Here is a 15,710-nt window from a genome sequence, read left to right as displayed (position 1 = left end):
GGATCAGCCCGCAGCGCGGCGCGGCTGGGCGTTGGTATCGGGCTCGGAGGGTGGAGGAAGCTGCATCAGGATGGTCTGGCCCATCGAGGCGATCTCGATGCCCTCCTCCTGGAAGCGCCGTTTCATGCGGCGGTTGAACTCGCGTTGCACCGCCCAGCGGCCGCTATCGGTGCAGCGGATCTGGCCGACGATGGTCACGACCGAGCCGTCGACCTTGTCGACGCCCCACAATTCGAGGTCGCCTCGAATGAATGCGCGATACGCCGTCTCCTGGCGCATCTGGGCGACGATGTCCTTCAGCACCTCGCCGGCGCGGTCGGTGTCCTCCTTGTAGGACACGTTGACGCTGACCGCGGCATTGCCGGCGCCGCGGCTGGAATTGGTGATCGTCGTCACCGCGCTGAACGGCACGACGTGCACCGAGCCGTCGCCGGCGCGCAGCCGCATGGTGCGGATCGAGACGTTCTCGACCACGCCCGAGAGGCCCGACACCGTGACGTTGTCACCGACCTGCACGGTGTTCTCGATCAGGAGGAACAGCCCGGTGATCAGGTCCTGCACCAGCTTCTGCGAACCGAAGCCGATCGCGATGCCTACGATGCCGGCGCCGGCCAGCAGCGGCGCGACATTGACGCCGATCTCGCTGAGCGCCGTGAGGCCGACCACCGCGACGATCATGCAGAACAGCGCGGTTCGCAGCATCGGCTGAAAGGTGCGCAAGCGCGCGGCGCGGGCGTAATGCCCGTCGCGCGACAGGGTCTCGATCTGCCGATCCATCAGCGCATTGGCGACTTCCCAGATCACGGCCGCGGCCAGCGCGGCAATGCCGATCGTCACCAGCGCCGAGATCAGGCGGCTTCCGATCTGGCCGCCATAGAACCAGACGATGGCATCGACGCCCCAGACCTCGAGCAGCGCGACGAAGCCAATGAAGGCGATCACTGCCGTGACCACCTTGCGCAGCAGCGGCAGATAGCGGTTGGCGCGGGTCTCGAGTCCTGGGAAGCGCTGGATCAACTCCGGGCTGATGCGGAAGCCGCGATCGATCAGGCTCAGCACCACCATGGTGACGAGGCGGGTAACCAGCAGCACCGCGACAGTGCCGACGAAATATTGCAGCAGCAGCGAATAGCCGTTGCGGATGTTGAGCGCCCACACTGCCCACAGCGCGAGGTCGAGCGCGATCGCCAGCACATGCCAGAGCGCCGCGAGACGGTTGCGCGTTCGCGCCGCAAGCCCGGTGCGATCGGCCGGCGCGCGGATGGCGTCGGCGACCTGGCGGCGGCACTGCAGGATGATGACGACGACGAACAGATGCACGACCAACATCACGAGCCGGATCAGCGCGGCATAGCCGGCGCGATGCAGCCCGAGCAGCAGCGCGACATTGGCAAAGGCGATGCCGGAGACGCCGACGGCGACGATGCGCCGGGCCCAGATCTCGATATAGGCCGCGGTCTCGGCACGGACGCGGAACAGGCCGAACGGCCCCGCCAGCGCGCGCACCGCGCAAATCAAGACGCGCGAGAACACATAGGCGTTGACGACGGCCAGGATCACGAGCCGCGTGGTCGATTGATCGCCGATCTCGGTGCCGAGCAGCGCGGTGGCGATGCCGCCGAACACGACGACCGGCAGCAATTCGAGCAAAAGGCGCCCAAGCACGAAGGGCAGCCGGACCAGCGACTGCCAGGCCCGCGCCAGGCTGAGCCGGCGCCGCTGCAACTCGGGCGCCGGCGTGACGTCGGCAACCGACGACGGCGGATCGACGATGGCGAGCGTCTGCACCGGCATGCGCGCGGTCTGCGGCAGCCGCGCTTCCAGGAACGCGACCGGCCGCTTGATCAGGCGGAACACCACCCATTCGGCGGCCAGCGCGCAGCCGAACACCAGCGCCAGCTTCCAGGCGATATCGATCAAGAGGCCATAGGCGACCGGATCGTTGGCGGTACGCACGAACCAGTAGTAGAACGCCGGGAAATGCGTCAGCGTGCGCGCGACGTCGGCGACCTCGCGCGACATCTCGCCGACCTGCTCGGACACCATCAGCAACAGCTGTGCGCCGAGGCTGTCGGCGGTGAGCGGGATCGGCGAATGCTGCTCCGGCGCAGGCGCCGGCTGGGCCGCCGCCTGCGGCGAGGCATTGGCGATGGCGCGCAGCGTGTTGATGATCTCGCCGCGCTTCTTGTCGTCCTGCAGCGTGTCGAGCGCACGTTTCGCCTGCTCGGGCGTCAGCGCGTCGCCGGTAGCGGGTTGCGGCGGCGCCGGCTTGGCGGCCGGCTGCGCCAGCGCGGGAGAGACGAACAAGGTGAAGACGAGAAGCAGCGCAAGGCGAAGTTTGTGCGACACGAGGGCCTCATAAAATAACTGCGCGACCGCAAACCCTTGGGAGGAATCTGCTCTCGCGCTCGCGCCATGTCGGATACTCCTTTTCGCCCCGATGGTGTGTCGGAAGTTTGCCGCTGTGACGGCCATCTCTTGGCATTTACCGCAACACAATCGTCACAGGCGTTGAGCCGCGTTTACACTTCCAGTGCGCGTTCCCGGCCGGCTCACTACACGTCAGGGGTGAGACCGCAGAATCTTTCGCTTGACGCGCAGGAGCCGCCGTGATGTTCTTACTTTGTTCTTTTGTTCCCAATTGCGTTTCGGGGGTTTCATGCACGACGTTTTTGCCGAGAACGGTCCGGTCAGGCTCTTCATCCATGATGACGACGAGACACCGATAGAATTCATGCGCAACCTGCTGCGCACGGTATTCGGCAAGTCCCGGAAAGAGGCTGTTGCCGTCACCGCGCGAATCGAGGCCCAGAACGGATTCGCATGCGGCCCCTATCCCGCGACGGTGGCCAAGGCACTGCTGGAGTCCGCCCAACAGCTGATCCGCAACAACGGGCATCCATTGCTGATCACCGCATCGGCCGCCGACGCGGCCCGGCCGTGCGATCTCTGTGGCGCGCTGGAGCCCGTCACCGACGTGTTTCTCATCCGCCGGACAGTCTGCCTGTGCGGCAACTGCCTGATCGCCGCGCGGGCAAGCTCGGAAAATCTACCGAGCGAGGAGTTCAGATATGCCTTCATGGCGCTCGATTGGCATTTTGCCGGGACGCCGCGCAATCAGATCATGACCCGGTCGCGACAATTTCCCGGTCACATGCGAGCGGACGTTCAGATCGCGATCGACAGGTTGTTCGATGTGCCGATCCATTTCTTCGGCATTCATGAGCAACACCGCTATGAGACCCTCGCGATTGCCTCGCTGATGGAGAACAGCCGCAACGCGCCGCCGATCGCGCCGCCGCAGTATCACGACGTCGACGTTGGCGAGCCTGAGTCGGTGAAATGCCTGACCAATGGCTTGTGGCTATGCCAAACCGGAGAGCTGCGCTACGCGGTGCTGCTCAGCTACCATCGTGATTATCAGACCGAGCCGGGCTTGCGGATCGAGCTCGCGGTGCCCGCAGGCGTCGCCGGAAACGCCTTGGTGCAGCGGACCTTTGCCGAGCTGGAAGCGGCCGTGTACGCGGCACGATCCTATCGCGGCAAGATCCTGTCGCTCGAGGATGCCGCCGACTATCGCGGCCGCGCCCGCGGCGTGACCGTGCATCGCCTGCCGACGGTCGCGCGCGATGACGTGATCCTGCCGGACCGGACGCTGCGGCTGCTCGACCGCAACGTGCTCGACTTCGTCGAAAGCCGCGATCTGTTGCGCAAGCTCGGGCAGTCGACCCGCAAGGGCATCCTGCTCTACGGCCCGCCCGGCACCGGCAAGACCCACACCATTCGCTATCTCGCCACCAACCTGCCGGATCACACCACGCTGATCATCACCGCCGAGCAGGTCGGCCTGCTCGGCGCCTATATGAGCCTCGCGCGGCTGCTGCAGCCGACCATGGTCGTGATCGAGGATGTCGACCTGATCGCGCGCGACCGCGAGGACATGGGCGGACCGTGCGAGGAATCGCTGCTCAACAAGCTGCTCAACGAGATGGACGGCCTGAAGGAGGACTGCGACATCCTGTTCGTGCTGACCACCAACCGGCCCGAGGAGCTGGAAGGCGCGCTGGCCGGCCGGCCCGGCCGCATCGACCAGGCCATCGAGGTGCCGGTGCCCGACGAGACCGGGCGCGGCAAGCTGATCCGACTGTACGGCAAGGGCCTGCCGCTCGAACCGCCCGTGGTTGACGCAGCGGTGCAGCGCACCGCCGGGGTCAGCGCCGCATTCATCAAGGAGCTGATGCGCCGCATCGCTCAGGCCAGCATCGCCCGCGGGGGAGGCCAGGATGTCACTGCTGACGACATCGGCGCAGCGCTGAACGAGATGCTGTTCGACGGCGGCCGGCTCAACGTGAAGCTGCTCGGCGGCGCGCAGGGGATGAGTGCGGGGTGATGGCCGGTCAACGCACTAAACGTGCCGGCAACAGCAACTCGCGCTCTCCGCCGGCGAGCCGCGCGAGTTCGTCCGACACGCGCGCCAGCGCGCGATCCCAGGCCTGCGGTCTGTCCTGGCGGAACAGCCGCATGGTCGGATACCAGGGCGTGTCGGCGCGATCGCGCAGCCAGCGCCAGTCGAGCGCATAGGGACACAGCATCCAGACCGGGCGGCCGAGCGCGCCGGCGAGATGCGCCACCGAGGTGTCGACGGCGATGACGAGATCGAGCGCGCAGCAGGCTGCCGCGGTGTCGGCGAAATCGCCGAGCGTCGGCGCGAGGTCGATGATGTCGGCGCCAAGGCCCCGCAGCACCGGAGCATCGTCCGGCCGCGGCTCCTTCTGCAGGCTGTACAGCTGCACGCCCGATGTGACCAGCCGCGGCAGCACGGCGTCCGCCGGCAGCGAGCGCTGGCGGTCGCCCTTGTGCCTGGGATTGCCGGCCCAGACCACGCCGACCTTCAGCGCGGTCACGCCGGCGAGCGCCTCGCGCCAGCGCGCGAGCTTGCCGGCATCCGCCCGCAGATAGGATATCGCTGCGGGAATGGTCTCGACGGTGGTGCGGAAGATCCGCGGCAGGCTCAGCAGCGGCAGTTGCAGATCGAACGGCGGCAGCGGCTCGCCGCGCGCGAACACCGCGACATCGGGCAGCATCGGCCGCAGCAGCGCGACCAGCCCCGGCTGCACCTGCAGAATGATCCGACCGCCCCTGCCCTCCAGCATCGGCACATAGCGGACGAAATTGATGGCGTCGCCGAGTCCATATTCGGCAAACAGCAGCAGCGTGCGTCCCGCCAGCGGCTCGCCCTGCCATTCCGGCTCGTCGAACACCGGATCGCCGTCGCTGAGCATCTTGGATTTGCGCCGCCACTGATACTCTTCGAACCCCTCCTCGAACTCGCCGTTCATCAGCAGGAAATGGGCGTGGTTGTAATGCGCCAGTGGCTGCGTGGGATCGAGCGTGATGGCGCGGCGCGAGGCCACCAGCGCGGCGTCGATTTCGCCGGCATTGCGCAGCGCGACCGCAAGATTGGCGTGGCCCTTGGCATAGAGCGGGTCGAGCTCGATGGCGCGCCGATGCGCCGCGACCGCCGCCTCGACCAGATTCTGCGCCTCGAAGATGATCCCGAGATTGGTGTGCGCGGCGGCGTAGTCCGGCTTGAGCGCGAGCGCGAGCTCGGCGCAGGCGATGGCGTCGTCGACCTGTCCGAGCTCGAACAGGCCGGCGCCGAGATTGTTGAGGATAACGTGATCGGACGGGTCGCGGGCCGAGACCTGCCGGTAGATGCGGACGGCCTCCGCGCGCTCGCCCGCCTCGTGCAGCACCATCGCCAGCAGGCGCTGCGGCGCGAGGTTGCCGGGATCGAGCGCGATCGCGCGGCGGTAGTGCAGGATCGCATCCTCCAGCAAGCCCTGGCGATAGAGCGCGGCGCCAAGGCCACAATGCAGCCCGGCATTGTCAGGATCCGCGGCAAGTCCGCGGCGATAGGCCGTGGCGGCCGCTTCGTGCCTTTTCTGATCGCTCAACACATTGCCGAGGTTGAGCCAGACGCCGCGATAGACCGGATCGCGCGCGATCACCTCGCGATAGGCCTGTTCCGCCTCGACCGGTCGCTGCTGCCCGGCCAGCGCGACGGCGAGGTTGAACCGCGCCCGCGTCAGGCCACCATCGAGCGCAATCGCGCGCCGGAACGCGGCCTCGGCCTCGTCGAAGCGCGACAGATCACACAATGCGACGCCGAGCTTGATGTACAGGCCGGCATCCTGCGGCCGCAGCGTCACGCCGCGCTCGAACGCCGCCACCGCGCCCTCGTGCTCGCCCTTCACGGCGAGCGCATCGCCGAGGGTGGCGAAGGACGGTGCATGGTCCGGATCGAGGTTGAACACCCGGTTGAGCAATGCCGCGCCTTCCGCGGCACGATCGGTCACGAAGGCGATGACGGCGGACAGATGCAGCGCCGGAACATGGTCGGGATCGGCGATGAGGATGTCGCCGCACAGCGTGCCGGCCTCCGCCGCGCGGCCCGCGCCATAATGCGCCACCGCATCCCGCAACATCCGATCGACCGCCACGCTGCCCACGATACCGCCCCTGCCAACGACCCCGATGCGGATTAAACGGGCGACGCCGCGAAATCCGGCACGCTATTCCAGATTGAAGAATCACAACCGGGCGCAGGCTGATCTTCTCCTTCCCCCTGAAAGGGGGAAGGTCGGGATGGGGGTCAGCCGCGGACGACGCTGCAAGTGGAGAGAGCTGATCCCCACCCGCTTTGCTCTGGCGAGCAAAGCGACCTCCCCTTTTCAAGGGGAGGTAGGAGGGCGACCAGGAGCCCCCCTTGACGGCCGCCGCTTCATGTAACATATGACGTTACATGATCCGCGATAGCCGCCTGTCCAGTGTCCTGCATGGCCTGCTCCACATGATCGGGGCCGGCGAGCCGGTGACGTCGGAGCAACTTGCGCAGGCGATGGCCACCAACCCGGTGGTCGTGCGCCGTGTGATGGCGGGGCTGCGCGAGCAGGGTCTCGTGCATTCGGAGAAGGGCCATGGCGGCGGCTGGACGCTGGCGCGCGATCCCTCCGACATCACGCTTGCCGACATCTATCGCGCGGTGGGCGCGCCCACGATCGTCGCGATGGGCCATCGCTCGGAAAATCCCGGCTGCCTGGTCGAACAGGCCGTCAACGACGCGCTCGGAGACACGTTTCGCGAGGTCGAGGCGCTGTTCCTGAAGCGGCTCGGCGCGGTGACGCTCGATGCGCTCGCGAAAGATTTCAAGCGCCGGCTCGCCAAACACAGACAAAATCTCGAGGACCAGATTCATGCAGTCAAGTGAGCAGGCGAAACCTCTGCCGTACAACGATCCCGCGCACTGGGACAAAATGGTCGCCGCCTATGAGGCGCAGTCGCAGCCGTTCACGACACTGTTCGCCGACGCCGCGGTCGCAACGCTTCCGATCGACCCGTCATCCAGGGTGATCGACGTCGCCACCGGCACGGGCGCCGCGGCGCTGGCCGCCGCCCGCACCGGAGCCGAAGTCACCGCGATCGATTTCTCCGCCGGCATGGTGGCACGTGTCCGCGCGCATGGTGTGGCGAATATCGAGGCGCGGCAGATGGACGGCCAGGCGCTCGACCTGCCGGATGCCGCCTTCGACGCGGCAGTGTCGGTGTTCGGCGTGATGCTGTTTCCGGACTGGCGCGCCGGCCTCTGCGAGATGGCACGGGTGACGCGACCGGGCGGATCGGCGGCGATTGCGGTCTGGAAGAGCGCCGATGGCGCCGCCGTGCATCTCCTGCTCTCGCAGATCATCCGGCGGCTCTATCCCGACAATGTCACGCCGATGCCGTGCACGGGCCTCGCCGAGCTCGCCGACCCCGACCGCCTCGCCGCTGCGCTCATCGCCGCCGGCTTCTCCGATCCGGCGATTGCCGAGATCACCCACGACTTCAAGCTCAATGTCGCCAATCCCGCCGACGTCGACAAATTGTTCGAGTTCATGCCGCATTGGAGCGGGCTCGATGCCGACCAGAGCGCCGCAGTCGCGCGCGCCTTCCGCGCCGAGATCGAGCGCAGGCGGGTCGGCGACAGCTTCGCGATTCCGTCGACCGCGCTGATCGCGACGGCCCGGCGGGCTTGACCGAAACGGCCGCGATCCGGCCATGCGAGGTCACGGCCGCCTAGCGCTTGTCGTCGTCCGGCTTTTCTTCATCGCTCGGCGGCTGCAGGCCGGGACTGTTGGCCCAGCGATCGAGTTCCTCGATGACCCGCCGGTGGCTCGGCCGTAGCGGCTCTGCACCGCCGGGCTCTTGCGACAATTTTCGGGGCAGCTTGACCTGATCTGGCATGGCTAGGCTCCAGAGCTGGGGGCTGTACGCAGTGGCATTCGCAGCGATTGCTACGCGCGTGACTTGAGGAGATCGCGGATCTCGGTGAGCAGCTCCTGATCCTTGGTCGGCTTCGGCGGTTCGGCCGGCGCCGCGGGCGCTTCGCGCTTGAGCTGGTTCATGAGGCGGACCACGATGAACAGCACGAAGGCGACGATCAGGAAGTTGAGCGTCAGCGTCAGGAAGTTACCCCAGGCCAGCACCGCGCCCTGCTTCTTGGCATCGGCCAGGTTGGTCGCGGTCACCGACTTCGAAAGCGCGGTGAAATAGTTGGAGAAGTCGAGCCCACCGCTGACCGCGCCGATGATCGGCATGATGACATCGGCCACCATCGACGAGACGATCGCGCCGAATGCCGCGCCGATGATCACGCCGACGGCGAGATCGACGACGTTGCCCTTCATGGCGAATTCCCTGAATTCCTTCAGCATCTGATCTCCTGTTTTCCAAATGAATGCGGTGGCACGCCCCGGCGACTGGATCGCCGGCCGCTCCAAGGGGGCGAAAGACTATTTGCGATCGGCCGGCTTCGCGGGCGCCGCGACTGGCTGCGCAGGCGCGGCCTGCTCCCATGGCGCCGGCAGGATGACCCGCGCCGGCGGCGGGTTCTGCGCGCGGCGCTGCACATTCGCATTTTCCGACCGCGGCTCGTCGCGGGCGTTATCCGCGCGGGCGGTGGCGACAAGGATGCCGAGCGTCAGCGCGACGGATCCGAGTGCCGCGCCGACCAATGCGACGGACCGCACCACACCAGCGCGCGGCCTGTTCAGGATGGCAGGATGAGATGAGGTCATCGCAACTGCTCCTCACGCAATAGACATCGTTCGGAACCGCTCGGGCGCGAGCGCCGCGCACGGCTCGAGGCGGGACGTCAGGTCTTGATGTCGTCCGGCAGCTTGCCGCCATTGGCGGCGAGCTTCGCCATCACCTGCTGATGCAGCCAGACATTCATGGTGGCGGTGTTGCTGGTGTCGCCGGTGTAGTGCAGCTCCTTCGCGAGCTCCTTGCGCGCCGCAAGGCTGCTGTCGAGGCCGAGCGCCTTCATCAGGTCGACGATCGAGCTGCGCCAGTCGAGCTTCTCGCCGGTGGCCGCGGCCGCCTTGTCGACGATCGCGGCGACGTCGACGGATTGTGCCGCCGCCGTGCCGGGCGCAGCGGATGCAGCCGTCGACGTCGAAGGCGCTGCGCCGGGCGCGGCCGCCGTTGTGCTCTCAGCGGTTTTGGCCTGGGCGCCGTGGCCGAAGATTGCACCCATGATGCTTCCAAAAATGCTCATGATCTCTCGCTCCGTGCGCCCGAGACACCGTTCGTCCCGTGGCTGTTTCCGGTGACGGGGCGGACGATAGGCAGGCCATTGGCCGAGCGGAAGATGACCATCGTCACTATCGGAGTGTGGGACGGCGTGGTGCTGTCGGCGGAGAAAGCGTGCGGCTTTCTGCGGCCGCGCGAGAGCCTTTCATCGTACGCCCCACGTGCGATGAAGTCAGCCGTCCCGGCCCGATTCGCCAGCCCCGAGAAGTCGGGGCGGCTGACACAGACGTGTGCGCGTTGTCGCTACTAGAGCTGGCGGCGGCGGATGGTCTGGGCGAGTTCGACAAAGCTCTCGGCGATGCCGACGCCGGTCTTGGCGCTGACCGATTTGACGCTCGACTTCGCAAGCCCGGCAATCGCGCCCGCGCTGCCCGCGGCTTCCGGCAGATCGATCTTGTTCAGCAGCGCCCGGTAGGGCCGGCCGGGGAAGCGCTCCTCGAAGCCGCGGACCAGTTCCACCATGCGGGTCACCGTCTGCGGCCGCGTGACGTCGGACACGATGATGGCGGCGGATGCGCCGGTGACATAGACCGTGTCGAAGATCTGCGTGCCGAAATCGCCGTCGGTGTCCCACAGCACGAGGCGCATCGGATCGCTGCCATCCGCCGGCGCCACGTCGTGGCTCAGGATCTCGACGCCCAGCGTCGATTTGTACTGGCCCTCGAACCGGTTGTAGATCAGCCGATAGAGGATCGACGTCTTGCCGACCCCCATATCGCCGAGCAGCATGACTTTCGCGGTGAGCATCAGCGGGCCACTTCGCCTCGATAGACCGTCTCGAACGCCACGCGGCGATTACCGCCGACGGTGGAGTCGACCCGGTCAGTGATCGGCATCGTCGCCGCGCGCGAAACCAAAATCAGCCGCGACGAATCGACCCCGAGCGCGGTCAGCCTGCGCTGGACCTGCTCGGCCCGCTTGCGCGCCAGCGTCCGGTTGGTACCTTCCGTGCCGCTCTGATCGGCATAGCCGACGATGCGCAGCCTGAGATCGTTGTTCGCCATTAGTCCAGCGAGTTCGCGCAGCTGCTGCTCGGCCTGGTCGTTGTCGAGGACTTCGTCTGAATTGTTCGCGAAGAAGATCGCGGTGCTGGCGATGAAGCGGTCGAGCCGCGCCGCCGGACCGTCGGCGACGGCTTGCAGCTTCGAATATTGCTCGGCCAATTTGGCATACTGCTCGCCGAGCCTGTCATATTGCTCGGTCAGGGCGGCATATTTCTGGTCGCCCGACTTCGCCTGCGCACCGATCGCCTCGCGCATCTGGTCGAGGCTCGCCTGCAGCCGCGTCAGGCTCTGCTGCAGGCCCGCGATGCCGGCCTGCGATGCCGCGATTTGCTCGGGTGCGGACACCAGACCGATGTGGTTGACGATCTTGTACGGTGCCGCGGCCGCGGCGAGCGCATCGATCAACGGCGCGGTTTCCAGCTGGCTCGGCTCGATGCCTGAAACGGCCACGCTTCGGCTGCCGTGATCGAAGTCGAGCCGCAGCGGGAACGAGGCCAGCAACGGCTGCTTTGCGGCGAGCTGTCCCAGCGCCGCCTGGGTCCGCCGCTCCAACAGGCCGCGCGTCACCGATGTCGCGGCAAGCCAGAGCAGCAGCGCGGCCACGGCCGCGAGCAAGGCGAACAGGATCACCTTGCCGCGCCGGCTCGCGATCCGCCGTGGCGTATCGTCGGTCTCGATCGCGGCTGCCAGCGACGCCAGCATCGGCCCGTCGCAATCCGCGCCGCGGTCGATGCGCTCGATCGCATCGAAGAACAGCGAGTTGATCCTGGCATTGTCGGCTGGCCGCAACGGTCCCAGGCACTCCGCCGCCAGAATGAAGCGGGGCGAGGCGCGCAGCGCGAGCTGTCGTCCGCCGAAATCGAGCGTCTGCAGATTGCCTTCGCCGGCGAGCGCCTGCACCGAGAACTCCAGGATCGCCGCGACCATCGCGCTGAGCAGGTCGGCGCGTTCGTCGGCGGTCGCATCGCGCTTCCAGTCCGCGATCAGGCGGCCATTGCCGCGTTCGATGATCAGGAGCCGGTTGATCTGCGGCGGCTGATCGGCGAGCACGAATTCGCTGATCGGGCGTCCCGTCACCAGCGATTTGACGCGGCCGACCCACAATTGCGCCGAGGTCAACGCATTGATGCGCTGCTCGAGCGAGGCAACCAGCTCCCTGAACGAATTCGCCACCGCGGCGCTGACCAGCCGGCCGACGATCGGATAGAGCGCCTCGATCATCTGCTCGCGCGAGTTCTTGATCTCGCTGCGGATCGCCGAGACCACGACCGGCGCAATCGCGCTGGCGAGCTCGCGCGGCCGGTTGACCTCGGCGCGCTCCAGCGCCTCGACCAGGATGCCCGCGGTTGCCGTCTCCAGGCGGTCGGCGTTGCCGACATAGCGCTGCAGCGAGTCGAGGTCGGCCTCCAGCGACGTCAGGCGCGTCGCCTCGGGCTGAAACAGCAATGTCTTGAGCTGCTCGATCTCGCGGTTCTGGCCGGCAGCAGCTGCCATGCTATTTGCCCGTGCGGCCGGATCCCAATCCGCTGATGACCGAGCCGAGCTGGGTGATCGCCGCGCCGACATCCTTCAGCGAGTCGAGCCGCTTCTGCTCGGTATCCCGCTCGAGGTCGGAGAGCCGCGCAGAAAGCGCGGTGAGCTCGTTAGTGAAGTCCGCCTGCATCTGCTTGAGCGATGCCTGCATCTCCTCGCGCAGACCCGAGAGGTTGGTCTCGAGCGAACGTTGCGCGCCGCCGAACAGCAGGTCGCGAACCTGATCGATCGCCGCCATGCCATGCGCCGCCGGATCCACGCCGTTGCCGGCCGCCGCAGCGTCCGCCGGTCCGTCCGTACCTTTGGTCTGGCGCTCGATACCCTTCATGGTCATTTCCCGCTTACTCGTAGCCGCGCAATCCGGACCTGCGGTGTCAAAAAGCAAATCCGAAACAACCCTATAGCCAATTTTGCGGGCGCGGCCCAGAGAAAGGCGAGCAATCTCAGCCGGATCAACCGCGTGGTTGTGCGATCACGGCCAATTATTTCTAGTAAGTTATTGCCTTTATTGCGAGTTCTGTACGGTTCTTGACCTGGCATTTCTCCAGAATCGTGCTGACATAGTTCTTCACGGTTCCTTCGGCCAAATGCAGCTGCTCGCCGATCTCGGTGTTGCTCTTGCCCTCGACGATCAGCGTAAGAATTTCATTCTCCCGCGCCGTCAGCCCGTCGCGAACCGGCAGCTTCGCCGAGACGCGCGGGCCGCGCAGCCGCTTGAACTCGTCGAGGATGCGCGCGGCGACGCCGGGCGAAAGCCCGGACTGGCCGTTGATGACCGCGCGGATGGTCGAGGCGATCTCCTCCATCCTGGCGTCCTTCAAGAGATAAGCCTTGGCGCCTGCGCTCACCGCCTCGAAGATCAGGTCGTTGGTCTCGAACGTCGTCAGCACCACGATATGGGTCTGCGGCAATTCGCGGAGAATCCGCTGGGTCGCGGCGATGCCGTCGACCCGCGGCATCTGCAGATCCATCAGGATGACATCCGGCCGATAGCGCCGCGCGAATTCGATGGCCTGCTCGCCGTCGGCCGCGCCGGGAAGGATCTCGAAATCGTCGTTCTGCTGGGCGAGCAGCGTGGCGATACCTTCCCTGATCAGCGTCTGATCCTCGGCGATCAGCACCCGTATCTTCTCAATTCTGCTCACGGGCTTTCCGTCATCCTCTCGAAAACGTGTTGCATGCGCGGCAACGAATTCAATCGGCCAGCACGCCGGCAGACGCTGCCGGCGGTACCGCCACGGGGAGCGAGATCCGGACCAGCGTTCCCTGCCCGGGCGCGCTCTCCACCGCGCAGCTGCCGCCGACAAGTTCAGCAAATTCGGCCATGCCAATCAATCCGAAATGTCCTGGCGTCGGGATCGCGGGATCGAAGCCGCGGCCGTCATCGCGGATCTCGACAATCAGCTTGCGGCCGACCGCGGCCGGCTCGTCGAAGGCGTGAAAGAAGACGCGGCGCGCCTGCGCATGCGTCTGAACATTGCGCAGTGCCTCGCTGAGAATGCGCTGAACCGTCAAGCCGCAATCGCGCAAGCCGGGGCGCGCCGCTTCGTCGATCTGGATCGACACCCTGACACCGCTGCGCGCGGCGAAGTCGCTGAGCAGCCCCTCGACGTCGGGATCAAGCTTCAGATCGTCGGGCGTGCGCAGGCGATCGATGGCTTCGCGTGCGCGGTTCAGGCCGCTCGCGGCCGCATCTTCAGCTGTCGCGAGGCTGTCCGCCACACGGGCGGGATCGGCCGACAAATAATGCCGGATCAGTCGGATCTGGGTCAGCAGCGCCACGATCGAGTGCACCAGCGTATCGTGCAGATCGCGCGCCAGCCGCAGCCGCGTCCGCGCCAGCGAGGCAAAGCGCACCTCCGCGCTCGCCGCCTCGAGCTGCTGCTCCATCAGGCGCCGGGCGCGGCGCTCGCTGCCGAGCAGCGTTTCGACCTGACGGCCGGCAAAATCCGGCATGGCAATGACGAAGTAATGCGACTGCGCGCCGTTCCACAGCACGACCGCCGTCATCGGCTGCGTGATGTCAGGCGACGCGCCACGCACACCGGCCAGCGCAATCATGTCCCGCTGGCCGCTGGCAAGCGCCGCCAACTCGGCTTCCATGCCGACCAGCAACACACACTCGCAGCAATCGACGCCGGTTTCGGGAAGCCACTCGACCAGCCGGCCGATCTTCCGCTGCATGCTTCGATCGGCGCCGATGACGGCGAGACCGATGACGTCGGCTTCTGCGGCCGCAAGCAAATCCGCGCTCAGATCGATCATGCGTTGCCCATCAGCTCAGCGAGCAGCCCACTCTGGCGTAAGCCGGCAGCGGTCGCAAACGAATATGACTTTCGTCACAACCGGTCCTGACCTTCGTCAGATGCCGCGGCTGCTCGAAATGCGGTTCTGTCTCACGAATGAGCAACAGCGCAAGCCATGATGTGCCACATGCCGGCGTCCATGGCGATGCCGGCCGGGCGCCGGGCCTCGCGAAAGGTCGCGCCAGTCGGCCGGAATGTGAGCTGACAATGAAGGGCGCACCACGGAAACCGTCGGGCATCGAGCTGCGCATGCTGGCGGAAGCAAGCAAACCCGCGCGGCGCCGTCGCCTGAGCGCGACCCAGAAGGAGGCGTTGCAGGAAGCGCTCGCCGGCCGCCTGCAACTCTATCCGCGCGGATATGCCGCGAGCAAGACCGGACCATTCCACTCCCGACGCGCCATTCTCGGACTGGTGCGCGCCGGCCTGATGAGCCTCAGCGCGACGGCGCGCTATGCGGCCGTGACCAGGCGCGCGCGCGAGATGTACGAGGCCGCGGCAAGCAGCGACGCTGCGCCCGAGTAAGCGCGCGCCATTGCGCTGAGGCGCTCGAAGCCCTCACCGTCCATTTCATTTCTTCGCTGAGACCTGGCCGGCGTCACGCACGCGCGGGCGCTGTCGCGTGCCGCGCCGACTCCGGCCGCGAGCAGCGTCAGACCAGCCGGTTGGCTGCAGCAGGACACGTATGCAGATAAACTGCGAAGATAATCTTTACAGTTTACCTTCATATATGCTATCCGATCGGGCATGAGCAATGTACCGGCCCGCCCCGGCTCGGCGCGCACATCCGCGCTGGCCGAAGATCTTCGCCTGTTGATTGGAAGGCTGAAGCGGCGGCTTCGCGAGCAGGGTCAGCGCGAGGACCTCCCGCCTTCCCAGGTCGCGGTGCTGCTTCGCCTCGAAAAGGATGGCCCCGCGACCGTGTCCAGCCTGGCGCGATCGGAGGGTATGCGTCCGCAATCGATGAGCTCGGCGATATCGGCGCTCGAGGCTGCGGGCCTGGTCCGCGGCGCGCCGGATCCGGACGACGGCCGGCAGACCATCATGTCGCTCACCGATAGCTGCCGCGAGCGGCTGCGCACCGGCCGCGCCGCGCGGCAGGACTGGCTGTCGCGCACCATCGCCGCGCGGCTGTCGGCGCGGGAGCAGGACGAACTCGCCGCCGCCGTCGGCTTGCTGAAGCGGCTGGTCGAGGATTGAGGCCGGCTGCGCCGCGACAGCTTGCGAGAAAGGTAAC

The 15,710-nt window shown here is 66.7% G+C and carries 16 protein-coding genes; 5 read left to right on the top strand and 11 right to left on the bottom strand.

What is annotated here, in order from left to right:
- Window positions 1-3 precede the first annotated feature (3 nt).
- Complete coding sequence (locus tag J2R80_RS09365) at window positions 4-2,349, bottom strand: mechanosensitive ion channel family protein (RefSeq protein WP_253588666.1); 2,346 nt, start codon at window positions 2,347-2,349, stop codon at window positions 4-6.
- A gap of 310 nt (window positions 2,350-2,659) precedes the next feature.
- Between J2R80_RS09365 and J2R80_RS09360 the strand changes: the two genes are divergently transcribed.
- Window positions 2,660-4,390, top strand: a complete 1,731-nt coding sequence (locus J2R80_RS09360) for an ATP-dependent Clp protease adaptor ClpS (protein ID WP_253638401.1) — start codon at window positions 2,660-2,662, stop codon at window positions 4,388-4,390.
- A 7-nt stretch (window positions 4,391-4,397) separates the two neighbouring features.
- Here J2R80_RS09360 and J2R80_RS09355 read toward each other — a convergent pair whose 3' ends face one another.
- Window positions 4,398-6,488 carry a tetratricopeptide repeat protein gene (locus J2R80_RS09355; RefSeq protein WP_253590542.1) on the bottom strand — a complete coding sequence of 697 codons (2,091 nt, stop codon included), beginning with the start codon at window positions 6,486-6,488 and terminating at the stop codon, window positions 4,398-4,400.
- Between the two features lie 317 nt (window positions 6,489-6,805).
- On the opposite strand from J2R80_RS09355, the gene J2R80_RS09350 reads away from it, so the two are divergent.
- Window positions 6,806-7,270, top strand: coding sequence for an Rrf2 family transcriptional regulator (locus J2R80_RS09350; protein ID WP_253588664.1), 465 nt, complete (start codon window positions 6,806-6,808; stop codon window positions 7,268-7,270).
- Window positions 7,257-8,075 carry a class I SAM-dependent methyltransferase gene (locus J2R80_RS09345; RefSeq protein WP_233475585.1) on the top strand — a complete coding sequence of 273 codons (819 nt, stop codon included), beginning with the start codon at window positions 7,257-7,259 and terminating at the stop codon, window positions 8,073-8,075. The genes J2R80_RS09350 and J2R80_RS09345 overlap by 14 nt, the downstream gene beginning before the upstream one ends.
- A 40-nt stretch (window positions 8,076-8,115) precedes the next feature.
- On the opposite strand, the gene J2R80_RS09340 is transcribed toward J2R80_RS09345, so the two are convergent.
- From J2R80_RS09340 to J2R80_RS09300, 9 genes are all read right to left on the bottom strand, one after another.
- Window positions 8,116-8,283, bottom strand: coding sequence for a hypothetical protein (locus J2R80_RS09340; RefSeq protein WP_168857300.1), 168 nt, complete (start codon window positions 8,281-8,283; stop codon window positions 8,116-8,118).
- A 50-nt stretch (window positions 8,284-8,333) separates the two neighbouring features.
- Window positions 8,334-8,753, bottom strand: a complete 420-nt coding sequence (gene mscL, locus J2R80_RS09335) for a large conductance mechanosensitive channel protein MscL (protein WP_057018930.1) — start codon at window positions 8,751-8,753, stop codon at window positions 8,334-8,336.
- A gap of 78 nt (window positions 8,754-8,831) precedes the next feature.
- Window positions 8,832-9,116, bottom strand: coding sequence for a hypothetical protein (locus J2R80_RS09330; protein ID WP_253588663.1), 285 nt, complete (start codon window positions 9,114-9,116; stop codon window positions 8,832-8,834).
- Between the two features lie 77 nt (window positions 9,117-9,193).
- Complete coding sequence (locus tag J2R80_RS09325; protein WP_253588662.1) at window positions 9,194-9,598, bottom strand: DUF3597 domain-containing protein; 405 nt, start codon at window positions 9,596-9,598, stop codon at window positions 9,194-9,196.
- Window positions 9,599-9,879: 281 nt separating this feature from the next.
- Window positions 9,880-10,380 (bottom strand): GTP-binding protein, encoded by a 501-nt coding sequence (locus J2R80_RS09320; protein WP_057018933.1) that lies wholly within the window; start codon window positions 10,378-10,380, stop codon window positions 9,880-9,882.
- The gene (locus J2R80_RS09315) at window positions 10,380-12,131 is read right to left on the bottom strand and encodes an OmpA family protein (RefSeq protein ID WP_253588661.1); all 1,752 of its coding nucleotides are present in this window, start codon (window positions 12,129-12,131) and stop codon (window positions 10,380-10,382) included. The genes J2R80_RS09320 and J2R80_RS09315 overlap by 1 nt, the downstream gene beginning before the upstream one ends.
- 1 nt (window position 12,132) lies before the next feature.
- Window positions 12,133-12,498 carry a hypothetical protein gene (locus tag J2R80_RS09310; protein ID WP_233442850.1) on the bottom strand — a complete coding sequence of 122 codons (366 nt, stop codon included), beginning with the start codon at window positions 12,496-12,498 and terminating at the stop codon, window positions 12,133-12,135.
- Between the two features lie 160 nt (window positions 12,499-12,658).
- Entirely contained in the window at window positions 12,659-13,315 is a 657-nt protein-coding gene (locus J2R80_RS09305) for a response regulator transcription factor (RefSeq protein ID WP_028335911.1), read from the bottom strand.
- A 49-nt stretch (window positions 13,316-13,364) separates the two neighbouring features.
- Complete coding sequence (locus tag J2R80_RS09300; protein ID WP_253588660.1) at window positions 13,365-14,435, bottom strand: sensor histidine kinase; 1,071 nt, start codon at window positions 14,433-14,435, stop codon at window positions 13,365-13,367.
- 248 nt (window positions 14,436-14,683) lie between these two features.
- Here J2R80_RS09300 and J2R80_RS09295 point away from each other — a divergent pair, with 248 nt between their 5' ends.
- Both J2R80_RS09295 and J2R80_RS09290 read left to right on the top strand, forming a co-directional pair.
- Window positions 14,684-14,998, top strand: a complete 315-nt coding sequence (locus tag J2R80_RS09295) for a hypothetical protein (protein ID WP_253588659.1) — start codon at window positions 14,684-14,686, stop codon at window positions 14,996-14,998.
- A 222-nt stretch (window positions 14,999-15,220) separates the two neighbouring features.
- Window positions 15,221-15,673 carry a MarR family winged helix-turn-helix transcriptional regulator gene (locus J2R80_RS09290; protein ID WP_057018938.1) on the top strand — a complete coding sequence of 151 codons (453 nt, stop codon included), beginning with the start codon at window positions 15,221-15,223 and terminating at the stop codon, window positions 15,671-15,673.
- Window positions 15,674-15,710 lie beyond the last annotated feature (37 nt).

The sequence above is a fragment of the Bradyrhizobium sp. USDA 4541 genome, from assembly GCF_024171085.1.
Classification (GTDB): Bacteria; Pseudomonadota; Alphaproteobacteria; order Rhizobiales; family Xanthobacteraceae; genus Bradyrhizobium; species Bradyrhizobium australafricanum.
This window is presented reverse-complemented; position numbering and strand designations above follow the sequence as displayed.